Origin of the sequence: Dolichospermum sp. FACHB-1250 (assembly GCF_014696335.1) — a bacterium.
Classification (GTDB): domain Bacteria; phylum Cyanobacteriota; class Cyanobacteriia; order Cyanobacteriales; family Nostocaceae; genus Dolichospermum; species Dolichospermum planctonicum.
On sequence record NZ_JACJPZ010000005.1, the window covers coordinates 17,164 to 33,013 of the forward strand.

The 15,850-nt window shown below is 37.3% G+C and carries 12 protein-coding genes; 8 read left to right on the forward strand and 4 right to left on the reverse strand.

The window, feature by feature from the left end; translation table 11 throughout:
• Positions 1 to 117 precede the first annotated feature (117 nt).
• A complete protein-coding gene (gene bioB / locus H6F39_RS02770; protein WP_190396176.1) occupies positions 118 to 1,119 on the reverse strand; it encodes a biotin synthase BioB in 1,002 nt (333 codons plus the stop codon).
• Between the two features lie 160 nt (positions 1,120 to 1,279).
• On the opposite strand from bioB, the gene H6F39_RS02775 reads away from it, so the two are divergent.
• From H6F39_RS02775 to H6F39_RS02785, 3 genes are all read left to right on the forward strand, one after another.
• A complete protein-coding gene (locus tag H6F39_RS02775) occupies positions 1,280 to 1,852 on the forward strand; it encodes a GNAT family N-acetyltransferase (RefSeq protein ID WP_137906760.1) in 573 nt (190 codons plus the stop codon).
• A gap of 46 nt (positions 1,853 to 1,898) precedes the next feature.
• Positions 1,899 to 2,750, forward strand: a complete 852-nt coding sequence (locus tag H6F39_RS02780; protein ID WP_137906761.1) for a DUF6671 family protein — start codon at positions 1,899 to 1,901, stop codon at positions 2,748 to 2,750.
• Positions 2,751 to 2,949: 199 nt separating this feature from the next.
• Positions 2,950 to 4,407 (forward strand): YdiU family protein, encoded by a 1,458-nt coding sequence (locus H6F39_RS02785; RefSeq protein ID WP_190371181.1) that lies wholly within the window; start codon positions 2,950 to 2,952, stop codon positions 4,405 to 4,407.
• A gap of 147 nt (positions 4,408 to 4,554) precedes the next feature.
• Here H6F39_RS02785 and H6F39_RS02790 read toward each other — a convergent pair whose 3' ends face one another.
• Both H6F39_RS02790 and H6F39_RS02795 read right to left on the reverse strand, forming a co-directional pair.
• Complete coding sequence (locus H6F39_RS02790; protein ID WP_190396177.1) at positions 4,555 to 5,595, reverse strand: glycerate kinase; 1,041 nt, start codon at positions 5,593 to 5,595, stop codon at positions 4,555 to 4,557.
• A gap of 4 nt (positions 5,596 to 5,599) precedes the next feature.
• The gene (locus tag H6F39_RS02795) at positions 5,600 to 5,932 is read right to left on the reverse strand and encodes a DUF565 domain-containing protein (RefSeq protein ID WP_137906764.1); all 333 of its coding nucleotides are present in this window, start codon (positions 5,930 to 5,932) and stop codon (positions 5,600 to 5,602) included.
• Between the two features lie 180 nt (positions 5,933 to 6,112).
• Between H6F39_RS02795 and H6F39_RS02800 the strand changes: the two genes are divergently transcribed.
• Positions 6,113 to 6,721: a hypothetical protein gene (locus tag H6F39_RS02800; RefSeq protein WP_242028599.1), complete on the forward strand. Its 609-nt coding sequence runs from the start codon at positions 6,113 to 6,115 to the stop codon at positions 6,719 to 6,721.
• A gap of 93 nt (positions 6,722 to 6,814) precedes the next feature.
• On the forward strand, positions 6,815 to 8,653 hold the full coding sequence (locus tag H6F39_RS02805; RefSeq protein WP_137906766.1) for a glycosyltransferase family 39 protein: 1,839 nt from the start codon (positions 6,815 to 6,817) through the stop codon (positions 8,651 to 8,653).
• A 244-nt stretch (positions 8,654 to 8,897) separates the two neighbouring features.
• Here the strand turns inward: H6F39_RS02805 and H6F39_RS02810 are convergent, their stop codons facing one another.
• Positions 8,898 to 12,104, reverse strand: coding sequence for an ATP-binding protein (locus tag H6F39_RS02810; protein WP_199290842.1), 3,207 nt, complete (start codon positions 12,102 to 12,104; stop codon positions 8,898 to 8,900).
• Positions 12,105 to 13,001: 897 nt separating this feature from the next.
• Between H6F39_RS02810 and H6F39_RS02815 the strand changes: the two genes are divergently transcribed.
• The 3 genes from H6F39_RS02815 (at position 13,002) to kaiC (ending at position 15,766) form a co-directional block, all read left to right on the forward strand.
• The gene (locus H6F39_RS02815) at positions 13,002 to 13,586 is read left to right on the forward strand and encodes a KaiA family protein (RefSeq protein WP_190371183.1); all 585 of its coding nucleotides are present in this window, start codon (positions 13,002 to 13,004) and stop codon (positions 13,584 to 13,586) included.
• A gap of 124 nt (positions 13,587 to 13,710) precedes the next feature.
• Entirely contained in the window at positions 13,711 to 14,025 is a 315-nt protein-coding gene (kaiB, locus tag H6F39_RS02820; RefSeq protein WP_028083970.1) for a circadian clock protein KaiB, read from the forward strand.
• Positions 14,026 to 14,206: 181 nt separating this feature from the next.
• Positions 14,207 to 15,766 carry a circadian clock protein KaiC gene (gene kaiC, locus H6F39_RS02825; RefSeq protein WP_028083971.1) on the forward strand — a complete coding sequence of 520 codons (1,560 nt, stop codon included), beginning with the start codon at positions 14,207 to 14,209 and terminating at the stop codon, positions 15,764 to 15,766.
• The last annotated feature ends 84 nt before the right edge of the window (positions 15,767 to 15,850 follow it).

Genomic DNA, 15,850 nt, shown 5'->3' on the forward strand with positions numbered 1-15,850 from the left:
TAAAAATTTGCTGTGACTTATGGCTGTTTTTGATTATATCAATTTTTCTAAATGAAATAGAAGATAATTTAGGTCAATTGGTTGGGTGGCGCTGTCGCTTAACCCAACCTACTTTTGTTATATCATCGCTGGAGTTGGTGTTTTTTCCTGCTTTTGAAATGGGGGACGCATTTCTAAACCAAGTAAATTCAACATTTCTTGATCTGCGTCATAATCGGGACAGGGAGTGGTTACAGTCAACATTTTATGATCATCGCTGGAAAAGATGGAATTTGCACCAGCCATGAAGCATAAAGCCTGTTCTACTTGGGAAAGTCTTGCTCTACCCGCACTTAACCGCACGTCAGATTGAGGCATAATAATTCTAGCAGTCGCAATCATCCGCACTACATCCCAAATTGGGACATCGGGTTGATTTTCTAAGGGTGTACCGGGAACTTGGGAAAGAATATTGATGGGTACAGATTCGGGGTGAGGTTGTAAACTGGAGAGAGTATGTAACATTCCTACTCGATCACTAATATTTTCCCCTAAACCGAGAATACCGCCCGAACATACGGTAACATTAGTTTGGCGAACATTGGCAATTGTATTTAAGCGATCGCTATAAGTTCGGGTAGTAATTACAGTGCTGTAGTATTCCTCTGAAGTGTCAAGATTATGGTTGTAAGCATATAATCCCGCATCTTCTAAACGCTTGGCTTGGTTTTCTGTCAGCATTCCCAAGGTACAGCATACTTCTAAACCCATGCTGGTTACGTCCTTGACCATATCCAGGACTTCCTCAAATTGGGAATTATCCCGGACTTGTCTCCAAGCAGCGCCCATACAAACTCGACTAACACCGCTTTCTTTGGCTGTTTTCGCAATATTCATCACTGTTTCTTTTTGTAGCAGTGCTTCGGGTTTTACCTCGGTTTTGTAGCGGGAAGATTGAGCGCAGTAACCACAATCTTCTGGGCAAGCACCAGTTTTAATAGAGATAAGTTTACAAACTTGTATTTGTTCTGGTTTATGATATTGACGATGCACTGTAGCGGCTTGGTAAATTAGCTCTAGAAATGGGGTATTATATATTGTTAAAATCTCTGTCGGTTGCCAATTGTAGCGTATTTCCACTGTAATGATCCTTTTTTTAGTTGAAATTAACCAGTCTGAGCGATTATGAATCGCGGTTATACAGACAAAACCCGAATTTTCTTAGTCCGCGTAGGCGTACTTTGGTTGTGTAGTAGCGATTTCTAATCGCCTGAGAATATTTAAATTTAAATTTGAGTATATGACATCAGAGCCACCAATTTTGAGAAGCGATCGCCTATTATTAAGAATGGCGGTGATGGAAGATATTCCCTATATACTTAAATACTTTACGGAAAATAAAGAACATCTTACGCCATTTTATCCTCAATGGGATGAAAATTTTTTTACCGAAGAATATTGGGAATATCAAGTAGAAACCAGTTTTTGGGAATTTGTGAACAACTATTCATTAAAACTATTTATTTATGGCAAGCACCAGCCCAGAAAAGTAATTGGAACTGCTAATTTTAGCAACTTTGTTTATAATGCTGCTCAATTTTGTCAGTTAGGATACAGTTTAGCAGAATCAGCCCAAGGTTATGGTTACATGAAAGAAGCGCTCTCTATTGCTATTAATTATGTTTTTGAAGAATTAAATATACACCGCATTATGGCTAATTATATGCCACATAATAGCCGCAGCGGTAATGTTCTTAAAAGACTCGGTTTTGTAGTCGAAGGATATGGTAGAGATTATTTAATGATTAATGGTAAATGGGAAGATCATATTTTCACAAGTTTGACAAATCCCCACTGGCGATCAGATTTATAATACCTGAAGAAGTCGGTCATTTGCAGATAATTATGGAGAATAAATTATGTCAATTTATAATAATCGCCTGGCTATTTTAGCGACAATGCACAATAAAGAAAAAGTAATTTCTCCTTTATTGAAAGAACATTTAGGAATTAATTTGATAGTTCCTCAAGGGTTAAATACTGATGTTTTTGGAACTTTTACTAGAGAAATTAAACGTCCAGATACACAAGTTATTACTGCTAGGTTAAAAGCTAAAAAAGCCTTGGAAATGTATGATCAAAAAATAGCGATAGCTAGTGAAGGAAGTTTTACACCTCATCCCCTAATTCCCTATATTTATGCTAATCGAGAAATAATTATTTTTTTGGATCAAGAAAATGATTTAGAAATTATTGGTGAAGTATTTTCCATAGAAACTAATTTTAATCATCAAACTATCTCTAGTTTAGAAGAAGCTGAAGAATTTGGAAAAAAAGTTGGTTTTCCTGAACATGGTTTAATAATTTCATTTGATAATATATCCACAGGAAAAACAGAATTTATTAAAGGTATTACCAGCCAAGAAAACTTGATCAATTCAGTAGAAATTGCTATAAAAAACACAAGCTGTAAATTTAATATAGAAACAGATATGAGAGCAATGTATAATCCTACCAGGATGAAAAATATTGCCCTTACTACTCAAGACTTAATTAATAAAATTAATAGTTTATGTCCGCGATGTAATACTCCTGGTTTTATTATTAATCAAAAAATACCTGGACTGCCTTGTGAACTTTGTCATCAACCAACTTCATTAATTAAAGCAGTAATTTTTCAATGTCAAAAATGCAATTTTACCCAACAACAATTATTTCCTAATAATCAAGAATTTGCTGATCCTAGTTTATGTGAATATTGTAATCCTTAAAGCCTGGATTTCTTGAAGCCAGCCGGAGAATGAATTCCCAGTCTCATAGCAAAAGTCATCTGAAGATGACTAAAAATCCCCAGTTTACTCTAGTAAACTTTATTTATTGGCACTGAAATGAATTTCAGGGTGGGTTTATCAGCCAATGGTAGGCGTTTTTTGTCTATTATTAAAGAAATATCAATTAAGCCTAATTATAATGACTCTGGATGAAACTCCCAATCATACCTATTCTACCAATCCTTTGCTGACCCTCAACTATGAACCAGCCTTAGAATCCCTTGGTGATGAATATTACGATCAAGTTGTAGCCGAGGAATTTCCCCAACATACTCTCCGTTGGCGTAATGACGCACTATTACCCCGGTTAGGACTTGATCCCAAATCCGTAAAAGACGAAGATTTTATTAACGCTTTTGGTAAATTTGAACAAAGAGAACCCCTGTTAGCACTACGTTATCACGGTTATCAATTTGGACAATATAACCCGCAATTAGGTGACGGTAGAGGCTTTCTTTATGGACAAGTACGGGGTATTGACGGAGAATTATACGATTTTGGCACAAAAGGCTCTGGGAGAACCCCCTACTCTCGCGGTGGTGACGGTATGTTAACACTGAAGGGGGGAGTGCGAGAAGTTCTTGCCGCTGAAGCACTTCATCGTTTAGGTGTGGGTACTTCTCGCTGTTTAAGTATGATTGAAACAGGTTTACAACTATGGCGTGGTGATGAACCCTCACCGACTCGTTCCTCTGTGATGATACGTATGAGTAAATCACATATTCGATTTGGGACTTTTGAGCGATTAAACTATTTCCAACGACCTGATTTAACTCAAAAGCTTTTAGATCATGTCATTGAGCAATATTACCCTCATTTACAGGCTGAAGATGATAAATATGCTTTATTTTACGCTGAATTAGTGCAACGGGTCGCAGAGTTAGTAGCCCAATGGATGGCAGCGGGTTTTTGTCATGCAGTGCTGAATACTGATAATATGTCAATTACCGGGGAAAGTTTTGATTATGGACCCTATGCTTTTATTCCTACCTACGATTTGCAATTTACAGCGGCATATTTCGATTATTATAGACGTTATTGTTACAGTCAACAACCGGGGATTTGCAAACTGAATTTAGAACTTTTGCAAGAACCGTTAAAAGCGATAATTCCCAAAAATGATTTAGATACTGGTTTATCTAAATTTGCTGAATATTATCAAACCGAATATCGGGCTTTGATGTTGAAAAAATTGGGTTTTGCAGATTTACAATTAGAGGAAGCTGATGAATTTTTGCGGTTAACTATTACCTTTTTACATGATAGTCAAGTTGGTTATCATCAATTCTTTGCTGATATAGCTGCTACCTTTTCTAGTAAATGGAGAGATGATCCAGCTTTAGTAATGAATGGTTCAGAAATTATCCCCCCGTTGGGACAATCAGTAATTTTTGATAATTGGTGTTTGCTTTATCATAAAATCCTGAATCATTTTGATCTTGAACAAATGGATAAAATTGGGAAAACTTTAACCGAAACTAATCCAAAAACAGCATTATTAAGACCTGTAATTGAGTCAGTTTGGGAACAAATTACCCAAGATGATAATTGGCAACCTTTTTATGATTTAGTAGAAATACTGCAAAAAGGGAAGTAATACAAGAACCCCACCCCCAACTCCCTCCCCGCAAGCGAGGAGGGGGCTAAAATTTATCCATTCAAGTACATACCAGTATACCGATCATAAAAGAGATGTAAATATCTCCTTTCTCACTTGTGATCTCTGTGCCTGGAGTGGTTCGTTTCAAAAAGTCGGGGATCTAAACTTACCAAAACTATGATCAGCATTAATTTCAATTACTAAATCAACAGATAATGATTGAATTAAAGGATTAATGAATAATTCCGGGTGTAAAGAACGCCAAAAATAATTCACAAATTCCTCTATTTGTAATTCATTCATTCCTGATTTACCAGTAGCAATCATTTGTTTTTCCGCTTGTTTTCGCCATACTAAAGAATAACGATAATCTGTAGGATAAAGAACTATTAAACTATTCAATCTTTCCCAAAGTGGTAAATAATCTTTAAGTTGATCATTCATATCAGCAGCAAATTTTCTATCTGCATCTGTAATAATGGGTGGTGGTGCAGTTAAAAACGCTCTAGGGTGAATTGGTTTTACACCCACAAACCAACCTTCAAAGAGAACAATATCTACAGGATTTGTGATAAATTCAGGAGTAGTGCGATCGCCAACGCCCCCATAAGCAGATTTATCAAATCTAGGAACCATGACAGGACCCTTGCCTTGAGCAATTTGATCGAGTACACTTAAAGCTAGGTGAATATCGTGGGTTTCAGGCGGTCCGCGCCAAAGCAAACGAGAATCCTGTTGTATTAAGACCAAACGATCATTATAAGTTTTGTACAAGTCATCCAAGGACAAACTTAAAGTCTGGTATCCCAACTGCTGGAGAATCAAAACCAGTATTTTAGACATGGTAGTTTTACCGGTTCCTTGTGAACCTAAAATCCCTTGGATAAAAGGTTTACCTAACTGTTGACGCTGGTCTGCAATTTTGATACTCAAAGGTAGCCACAAATCCCATAGTACCTCTAACATTTTTTGGGGTTCAGTTTTTAAGGTAGTTTGACAAAACTGGCTAAAATCAGGGAAAACTAACTTCAATAAGTCCCCTCTCCTTTGCATAACTTGGGCTACATTATCAGCAGTGATATTAAATACCTTAGCTCTCAAAGGATCTGCCAATGCTGCGGCTTGTGCTAATAGTTGCCAAGACGTATCCATTGTGAAAATTTTACTTAGCCATTCACTACTCATAAAATTACGAACCCAGTTTCAAAGCTTCTAGAAATAGGCTGTAGATAAAACCAACTTTCAAATAGTTGAGTGTTTCTACCCAAAGTGCTGCCCGCGCCAACCAGGAGCGACTGTAAAATAATTTACTAAATATCTCAGTAAATACAACTAAAAATGCAGCTACTACAATGTCTAATTCTGCTTTTTGTCCAGCGGTTGTTGATACTGCTGATCCCAAAAAAAAGCCAAACAAAAAACTAATTAGTATCAATGATAACCGCCGCCAAGGATTAAGAAACCATTGACTTAGGCTTCTAGTTATGGTGTCTAACAGGTTGTTGAGACGAGTATTTTGCATGGTAGCAAAGAACAGAAAACAGGGTGAGAAAAACTAGTTTTGATGCTGTGAAATTGAATAATCTACTTTGGATAATCTAAGTAAACCCGTTTAATTACCATTGGGGATCATTGATAAACATAATCGTTTTAGGCTAGCCTTTAATTTTATTTCTAACTGTATCTGACTATGAAAGATTCCATGTATCAGTATCGTAACTTGATGATTGTTTTTTTGGCATTAGGACTAATTGGGATGATAGCAGCATGGTTAAATGTCAGCATATCTTTTGAGTCTACAAATCCAGAAACAGTATCAAAAGTTACCAGAAATACACCATCTGGAGTGACAAACACTGAAATTAATGGAGAGGAAACTAATTCAAATAGTACACCAATTCAACCAGTAGAATCGAGTAGCCAAAAAAGAGAGTCTACCGTTTTGTCTAATCAGGTTAATTCAGATACTAAAACCAAAGTACCAGGATTGCTGCGCGTGAGCAACAAAACAACTCAGCCCGTACGTTTGGTATTATTAGCCAGACAATTATCTCAAAAAAGTGCCAATATTAATAAAATCAAATCTACACCCCCCGCTCATTGGGATTTTGCACCAGAGGAGGGAAGTGAGACAGGATTAGTTGTATCCTTACCTCAAGCTAATTTAAGACTGGAGAAAGGTGACATTTTAGCAGCTTTTGCCCAAGATGGTTCTCGACACTATTGGGGACCCTATGTCGTCGGGGAAACTTCCTCCCCCCAATGGCAACCTCAAAGACAAGAATGGCAGTTGGTGTTACAAAATAGGTAATTGATCACGGCAGGAGTTTATTTGTATTTTGTTTGAGTGTAAACTATTGTGTAGTAGCCAGGACACGATTACCGCGTCTTTAAGTACAACTGCATGGACATAAAAGTGAGTATTTCCGGTAAAATGGTTGAAAAGTGGTTTCATGATTTACAACAGCGTCCAGTTTTAGCTGTAGCGGTTTCGTCTCTGTGGTTATTGGTAATTGGTTGGATAGCTTTTGGCTGGAATTTGGGTAATGTGGGCTTAATTGATGAAACTGAGCCACTTTTTGCCGAAGCTTCCCGACAAATGCTACTTACTGGTGATTGGATTACTCCGTTTTTTAACGGAGTAACTCGCTTTGACAAACCTGCTTTAATTTATTGGTGTCAAGCCATCGCCTATTCTATTATGGGCGTGAATGAATGGGCTGCCCGTACCCCTTCCGTATTATCAGCTATGGGCGTAACTGTTTTGGCGTTTTATACTGTACAGTGGTATTTTACTCAAAAGGACGAATTAGAACAAGTTACCAACTTACCCAGACGTTACTTGACAGCAGCCGTAGCCGCAGCTTTAATGGTGCTTAACCCAGAAATGATCGTTTGGGGCAGAACCGGGGTTTCTGATATGTTGCTCACCGGTTGTATAGGTTCAACTTTGTTATGTTTTTTTCTGGGATATGCTCAGAATAAGAGAGCAATTGTCATTGCTAATTGGCAATTTCCTAACCAATGGTACTTAGCAAGTTATGTTTTAATTGCTGGAGCAATATTAACCAAAGGTCCGGTAGGAATTGTTTTACCAGGACTAATTATGATTGCTTTTGCCTTGTATGTCGGCAAATTTTGGCAAATTTGGCGGGAAATGCGGCCGATTTTGGGCATGGTTATAGTTTTAGTTTTATCACTTCCCTGGTATATTTTAGTAACTTGGCGTAATGGCTGGAATTTCATTAACGCTTTCTTTGTGTATCATAACATAGAACGTTTTACGGAAGTTGTCAATGGTCACTCAGCGCCTTGGTATTTCTACTTTTTAGTTGTGTTGCTGGGTTTTGCTCCTTATGCAGTATATATCCCTGCGTCCCTAGTGAAGCTAAAATTGTGGCAGCGATCATATTGGCTAAAACAAGAACGGTCTCAACACTTAGGTTTATTTGTCAGTTTATGGTTTTTGGGAGTATTTGGATTTTTCACCGTTTCCGTCACCAAATTACCCAGTTATGTGTTACCCTTGATGCCAGCGGCAGCTATTCTTGTGGCATTATCCTGGAGTGATATTTTCCCCATTTCACAAAACCCCACCCCAACCCATCTCGCATCTTTACGTATCAGTGGTTGGATAAATGTAGCTTTTATTACTTTCATTTCTATTGCTCTATTTAATCTTCCCCAAATTGTTGGACCTGATCCTGCGGCTCCTAAATTATATGCAGAAATGGAGAAATCAGGTATACTCAAATATGGAGGCATAATTTGGTTAATAATTGCTCTGATCTCGTCTATCTTGATCTTAACTCACCGTTACCGACAGATTATCATAATTAATTTAGTGGGATTTACAGCCTTTATTGCTATTTCTTTAATGCCTGCAATTTTAATTATGGACCAACAGCGTCAGTTACCTCTTAGGGAATTATCAGCTTTAATTGTTGAATTAAAACAACCCAATGAAGAATTGATTATGGTTGGTTTCAAAAAACCTACTGTGACGTTTTACACGAAGCAAAATGTTAATTACATCAAATTTTCCCAAGCAGCTTTAAAATATATTCAAAACCCAGGATTCTCAAAAACTAAATTATCATTATTAATGCTTATTGAGCAAGAAAAATTTCCAGAAATGAAGTTACAACCAGATACTTACAAAAGTCTAGCCACAAAAGGAGCTTATCATTTAATTCGCATTTCTTTGCCAAGAGTCAACAAGGATAAGTTAAATCCATCCTGAAATTTCATTACCGTAGTATTAATTTTATCATCAAAAAATTTTCTTTTTTTAGGTTAAGCCTATTGACTTCCGCCTGCGGGGATGGTATTTTTATAATGGGAATGCGTGGGTATTTAGATTAGTTTTTACATCCCATTATTTACGCACTATCATCATACCACGACCGCTGCGGATGAAAACCGTAATTATTAAAATTTTTTGGAAAGATTTATACAAAAATAATGTAAGTATGATGGCACGCAGGCTATGAGCAAACCTTAGATAAAGCTTGATTTATCTGAGTTAATAGCTCTTCCATAGAGATAGAACGGGGTAATATCTGGGTAGCAATTTCACTTACCGCAGTTTCTACAGAAGATGTATATCTGTGCTTACGGGATTGAGAGCTATTTTCATAATTAGGCTGGTTTAATTTTTGGTCAAGTACCAAAATTGGGGGTAATTTAAAGGATAAATCCCCCAAGGATTGTATAGCTTTGTGTACTTCTTGATGCATCGGCGTTTCCTGTAAACAAATTAATAGTAAGTCAACACTTTTATGACTAACTTGTTGTAAAACTTCGGACCAACAACTAGCAATAGAAGCTCTAAAACCAGCAGTTTGTAAGTATTGAATTAGAGCTTGAAACCATTCATAGCCTCTATTACCCGGCTGATTTTTGAGATTGAGAGGAGAATTTTTAATTAACTGATAATTCTTGACTGGTTTGCGATTTATTTTGGGTAAATCATGCAACGACGTTATATCTACCACAAGAATACTGAGTGGACAACTGATGCCAGCGGCAATTTGTAATACAGATGATAAAGCATTTCCCTGGTAATTGTGGGCATCATTTTCCTGATGCAAGGGACTTAAACAAGGAAATACAGACAATCCTGGTATTTGGGAAGCAGCTAAAGTAGTAGCAACATCACAAGTGACCAATGGTAAAGTTGCTAATCGCTGGTGTTTAGTTAATTGTTGTAGATAAGTGCGAGCCGTAGAAATTTCCATATCTAGTAATATCAAATCAAACTGCCAGACTCGTGCTAACAAATCTGCTTGATCTAAATCATCTACTTCAATAACTCGATGTTCTCGGAGGGAAGGGTAGAGATTAACCGCTTCTAATTCTGGATTTACTAACCGGAGAATTCGTAGAGGGACAATCTGAGGACGGTGATTATTTTCCATCTCTGAATGCTGAACGTTTAGAGATGTGGATAATTTTTCTAATAGTGTAGTCAATAGGTGGTGTTTGATGGGTAAACTTAAAAAACTATCAGCCTGTTTAGTAAGTGCTTGCTCCTTTTCAGCCGCTGTAGCCGTGACAACAACATGAATGTGACGAGTTAAAGCATCAGATTTCAATATAGTTAAAACATCCCAACCTGAGAGTAAAGGTAATAAAGGGTTTAAAAATATAGCCTTTGGTTGTAAACGTCGAGCTTTTTCTAATGCTTCTGTTCCCGATCTAGCAATGACAACACGATAACCTAAACCTTTGAGTTGTTCAGTTAATTCTTCAATATATTGGGCTACTGCTTCCACCACTAACACCAATCTTGGGGAGGAATTAGGTTGGTATTGTGGAGAATTATGGAGATTTTGACGGGAAGAATTGGCAGTGTTGCCTATTTCCCGCTTTTCTGGTTTTATATCTTCAGAGTCACTAAAACTGAGTTTTGGTGGACTCGGTGGTAAAAGCAGGGTAAATTGACTACCTTTACCCTCACGAGATAGGAAACTGACATCTCCACCATGTAAGCGAGCCAAAGCTCTGGTTAAGACTAATCCTAAACCCGTTCCTTCAAACTGACGGGTGAGGGGGTTTTCTAATTGCTGGAATTTTTGAAAGATTAAATGTTGTTGTTGTTCAGGAATCCCAATACCTGTATCCCAGACAGTAAAAGCAATCCAGCCTTCCCAACGACTTACCCGTAACCCAATTTCTCCAGATACTTCTGTGAATTTAAAAGCATTAGAAAGTAGATGTGCCAGCATTTGACGCAAGCGTAATTCATCCGCTACCATTTGTTCTAAACCCGGTTCAATGGCCAGACTAAATTGACGATGAGAAGAATTTTGATTTTCTGCTGGGGATAATTGTTGAGTTTTGTGAGTTTGCTGATGGATGTTTTTGACATCTGACAAAGCTCGTTCACATACTACCTGAATTTGTACTGGGGTGAAGGTGAGTTGCATTTGTCCAGTTTCCATGCGAGTCAAATCTAAAATATCATTAACTACACTCATCAAATGTCTGCCACTTTGGTGAATTAGCCCAGCATAACGAGCTTGGCGCTCATTTAATTGTCCCAACTGTTGGTCTACAAGTAGTCGAGATAGTCCTAAAACTGCCGTTAGTGGTGTTTTTAATTCGTGACTGATACAAGCTAAAAATTCATCTTTTAAGCGATTGAGTTGAATCAAATCGGCGTTTTTTGTTGCCAATTCCTTGCAAAGTTGTTGTTGTTCCGTTACATCTGTGGCTAATATCAGCCACAGGTCGTCGGTAGTTGCTGGCACTTGTGACTCAGAAACCCAAATTTGCAACTCCCTACTATCCAAAGGGATTTTGGCAAATTGCCAAACCCGTTCCTGACCATTTTTGATTTCCACCACACAAGTACAAATACCCAGATGCGTATCTAAAACACAGCGATCAGAACTACTATTTACATTGACGGGTGACTCTTCCAGAAATGGTAAAGCTGATGACTCATCAGGTGAAAAAACCGTTGGGGAGATAGTTGTTTTGGGACTCGTGAAAGGATCTGGTTTCTGATTTTCAGACCCATTAGCATAAATATAAGCAGATTTTTGAGCATGCGTTGGGGCAAGTATGGTCTCTACCTGTTTTCTAACTCCTTCGATGTCTTTTAATGCTCCCAATTGTTGCCACCAAGCAGGATTTTGCGTGATTACTTTGCCCTGACTATTTTGTAACATAATTGGCCAAGGCAGTTGCCCCAACAAATGGACTATGGATGTGTGTATTTTCGGCGGTTCTTTTTCCTGATTGATGATTGAGTTAATAGGATTTTTGTTTTCAGCTAAGAGTTGCAATAAGCGTAAAATATCCACTATTCCCAGGAGTTTACCATCTGAGTCAACCAATGCCCAATCTAAATTTCTTTGTTGTTTAGTTTCTTGGTATTTTAAAAATAGGCGGAAATGTTCTAGACTCTCTGCGGCTGATATGGTTTGTATTGGTTCTAGGAGCGATTTATCCACTTGTGAGATTGGTCGCTGTAAATTTAAAAGGTAGTCATCAGTAGTTGCTGCTAATAATTGTGGCAGTAACCGAGCAGAGTATAACAAACCAATTGGGACTTGTTGTGAATTGACTACCATCAAGCGATCGCACTGTTCTTCGGTAAAAATATCCAGCACGGTTGCTAGAGTATTTGTTTCTAAGCAGATTGGTACATTTGCTAGAAGTTGATAAAGCGGGTACTGTAGCATTGATATAATTCCTCAGTGGTCATTCTTCTGATGATCAACTCCGGCCTCACCATTAGCTTTCGTTGAGATGGTCTTCAAGCCTGAAGCAATATCCGGCCAGAATATTGAGAATGGCTACGCTATTGTGGGATTCCCGTTAGACATTTAGGAATTACGCACAATATCTGGAGAAACCTTCTTTCCTTCCTGTTCTATCCTTTGAGGGCGCTTTGCGAGCGCTCCTTCCTGGTTCATGCTTTCGTCGTTCGTTGTTTCGTAACTCGTGCGTAAGTCCTAATATTGACAAACTGCGCTGAAAAATTTCCTTCAAACCAGATAAATCCAGACAAACCAAATCCAAATATTGAATAGTTTTGGTATTTTCATTGGTGTTAAACACGGTCAGTAGTTTGATACCATTTACACATAAATAATCCGTAAGCTACAGGCTAGATAAAGAGCCAGTCTGGGGGTTGGGCTATGACTTTGGGACAGTCCATGGCATCAAAAAAAATACATGAACTCGAAGCCAATGACCGATTATTTTTCCCCTCACAGTGCAAGATGTGAATTTTCATGGTGAACAAGTAACCATCTTGACAAGATTATTACTTGTATTGAAAGTCATTACTTTTGAGAGTGACAACTACAACAATAATTATGACTCCAAAGATTCGCTTTAGAACCTTGAGGAATTATAATGATTTAAAATGCGACAATTCTTTAAGTTTGTTTAAGTATCTTATCAAGGAGTAAAGTAATGTAACCTAAGTCCAATTTTGATCTGTTAATGCACTCATCAATGATTCCCAACTACGCCAATTTGTATAAGTTATCCTATTTAAGCTAAATAAATATGCTTATTTACTAACTTATATATCCCACTCCTACATAATACCCATGATTTATCAACCGTAGATGTTAGTACCTATATTGCTTTTACAAATAAATATAAAACAAATTTGCGGTAGACCATTTGCACAAAAGAGGCACAAAGGTTTACTTATTCACAGATGGAATTTCATGAGTAAATTCCTTAGCCAATACTACCGATTAATCAGCGAATGGTATTGGCTACCAATTACTACTACACCTGATCAGATATACTATTTACCTAATCAGACATTAGATAAAAAAAATAATTATTTCCTGTCCTTTGCCCAGCAGAGAAAGGCACAAAACTTTCAGGATATGACTACTACCGAAAAACGGGAAATTCTAGAAGAACTGAAATCAGATTATCGGCAAATTATTGTAAATTATTTTCTAACTGACAAAGCAATAAAAGAAAAAATTGATAAATTTATCAACGCCCTATTTTATGCTAATATTCCTGTGCCACAAATTATAGAAATGCACATGGAAATCATTGACGAATTTGCCAAACAATTAAGACTAGAAGGTAGAAGCGATGAAACATTACTAGATTACCGTTTAACCTTAATAGATATTTTGGCACATCTTTGTGAGATCTATCGTTCTACTGTTGCTAAAATCAATTGAATGTGGCCAAGCAGAATTTGCGTCTCCATTGATTGTGAGTAAATACTAAAAGTATAGATAAAACCAAAACCTTTGCTTTTTTTATTTGTCACATTTATTGCTTATTTTTAGGAGTCTATATTGTATGAATCAAGCCAAAAAAACCTATGTTCTCAAGCTATACGTGGCGGGGAACACCCCCAATTCAGTGCGAGCCTTAAAAACCCTCAAAGACATCTTAGAGCAAGAATTTAAAGGTGTTTATGCCTTAAAAGTAATTGATGTCCTGAAAAACCCCCAATTAGCTGAAGAAGATAAAATTCTTGCCACTCCGACATTATCAAAAATTTTGCCGCCGCCGGTGCGGAAAATTATTGGTGATCTCACAGACAGAGAAAGAGTATTAATTGGATTGGATCTGCTGTATGAAGAATTGAACGAAGAATACGAAAAAGAGTAGGATAACATACAGTAGATTGGGGGTAAAAGAAGTACAAAATTTTCATAAAAAATCAATTTAATTATTAAGCAGGTTTTACCAAAGGACTCTTAACTTAGTAGATTCTGCTGTATTTATGAAAAATGATCAAAAACTTTCTTGATTTTAAAAAACCAGGTTGAATATCCATATTAGATAAACCATGACAAAAAAAGAGCAGTTTGACCAAAAAAAAATACCTGTTGGTGGCGTAGAAAAAATTCGGACAATGATCGAGGGCTTTGACGATATTAGTCATGGGGGTTTACCCGTGGGTAGAACCACCTTAGTGAGTGGCACTTCCGGGACAGGAAAAACTTTGTTATCACTGCAATTCCTTTATAATGGCATCACTTACTTTGACGAACCAGGAGTATTTGTCACCTTTGAGGAATCACCCAGTGATATTATTAAAAATTCCCATATTTTTAATTGGAATTTGCAACATTTAATTGATGAAGGTAAATTATTTATTCTCGACGCTTCTCCAGATCCCGAAGGTCAAGATATAGTCGGTAATTTTGATTTATCTGCCCTGATTGAAAGGTTACAATATGCAATTCGTAAATATAAAGCAAAAAGAGTTTCCATTGATTCAATGACAGCCATATTTCAACAATATGAAGCTGTAGGAGTAGTGCGACGGGAAATTTTCCGTTTAGTAGCGCGTCTGAAACAATTAAACGTCACCACAATCATTACCACTGAAAGAGGTGAAGAATATGGACCAGTAGCATCTTTTGGCGTTGAAGAATTTGTTTCTGATAATGTAGTGATTGTTCGCAACGTTTTAGAAGGAGAACGCCGTCGTCGAACTATTGAAATTCTCAAATTACGGGGAACAACTCACATGAAAGGTGAATATCCCTTCACAATTACCAACGAAGGAGTTAATATATTCCCCTTGGGAGCAATGCGATTAACACAAAGATCCTCTAATGTGCGAGTATCTTCTGGGGTGAAAATTCTTGATCAGATGTGTGGTGGTGGTTTCTTTAAAGATTCGATTATTTTAGCAACAGGAGCTACAGGAACTGGTAAAACCTTATTAGTGAGCAAATTTATCCAAGATGGCTGTATTAATGGTGAAAGAGCGATATTATTTGCCTATGAAGAATCTCGCGCTCAACTTTCACGTAATGCTTATTCATGGGGGATTGATTTTGAGGAATTAGAACATCAAGGATTGTTAAAAATAATTTGTACCTATCCCGAATCAACTGGTTTAGAAGATCATTTACAAATTATTAAATCAGAAATATCTCATTTTAAACCTGCTCGCATTGCCATTGATTCACTTTCAGCCATGGCTAGAGGTGTTAGTAATAACGCTTTTCGTCAATTTGTCATTGGTGTTACAGGTTATGCTAAACAAGAAGAAATCACTGGTTTTTTTACCAATACTACAGACCAGTTTCTCGGTTCTCATTCCATTACCGACTCCCATATTTCCACAATTACAGACACAATTTTGATGTTGCAGTATGTAGAGATTCGGGGAGAAATGTCGCGGGCAATTAACGTCTTTAAAATGCGAGGCTCTTGGCATGATAAGGGCATTCGTGAATATAATATCACAGCCGACGGACCAGATATTAAAGATTCACTGCGTAACTATGAGCGAATTATTAGCGGTGCGCCTACTCGCGTTATTATAGATGAAAAAGCAGAACTTTCTCGCATTGTCAAGGGTTTTGAAGACAAACAGAGTTCTGATGCTTAAAATAGGAAGAGTGCGATATTCCTTCACAAATCTATGGATCATGCTATATTTTGTGGTGAAGACAAGTATTCTGCCGCTAAATTG

Coding starts and splice junctions, on each gene's coding strand:
- H6F39_RS02780 (WP_137906761.1), top strand. CDS start 1,899: ATGTCAATTTATAATAATCGCCTGGCTATTTTAGCGACAATGCACAAT.
- kaiB (WP_028083970.1), top strand. CDS start 13,711: ATGAATCAAGCCAAAAAAACCTATGTTCTCAAGCTATACGTGGCGGGG.
- H6F39_RS02800 (WP_242028599.1), top strand. CDS start 6,113: ATGTATCAGTATCGTAACTTGATGATTGTTTTTTTGGCATTAGGACTA.
- H6F39_RS02815 (WP_190371183.1), top strand. CDS start 13,002: ATGTTAGTACCTATATTGCTTTTACAAATAAATATAAAACAAATTTGC.
- kaiC (WP_028083971.1), top strand. CDS start 14,207: ATGACAAAAAAAGAGCAGTTTGACCAAAAAAAAATACCTGTTGGTGGC.
- H6F39_RS02785 (WP_190371181.1), top strand. CDS start 2,950: ATGACTCTGGATGAAACTCCCAATCATACCTATTCTACCAATCCTTTG.
- H6F39_RS02790 (WP_190396177.1), bottom strand. CDS start 5,595: ATGAGTAGTGAATGGCTAAGTAAAATTTTCACAATGGATACGTCTTGG.
- H6F39_RS02805 (WP_137906766.1), top strand. CDS start 6,815: ATGGACATAAAAGTGAGTATTTCCGGTAAAATGGTTGAAAAGTGGTTT.
- H6F39_RS02795 (WP_137906764.1), bottom strand. CDS start 5,932: ATGCAAAATACTCGTCTCAACAACCTGTTAGACACCATAACTAGAAGC.
- H6F39_RS02775 (WP_137906760.1), top strand. CDS start 1,280: ATGACATCAGAGCCACCAATTTTGAGAAGCGATCGCCTATTATTAAGA.
- H6F39_RS02810 (WP_199290842.1), bottom strand. CDS start 12,104: ATGCTACAGTACCCGCTTTATCAACTTCTAGCAAATGTACCAATCTGC.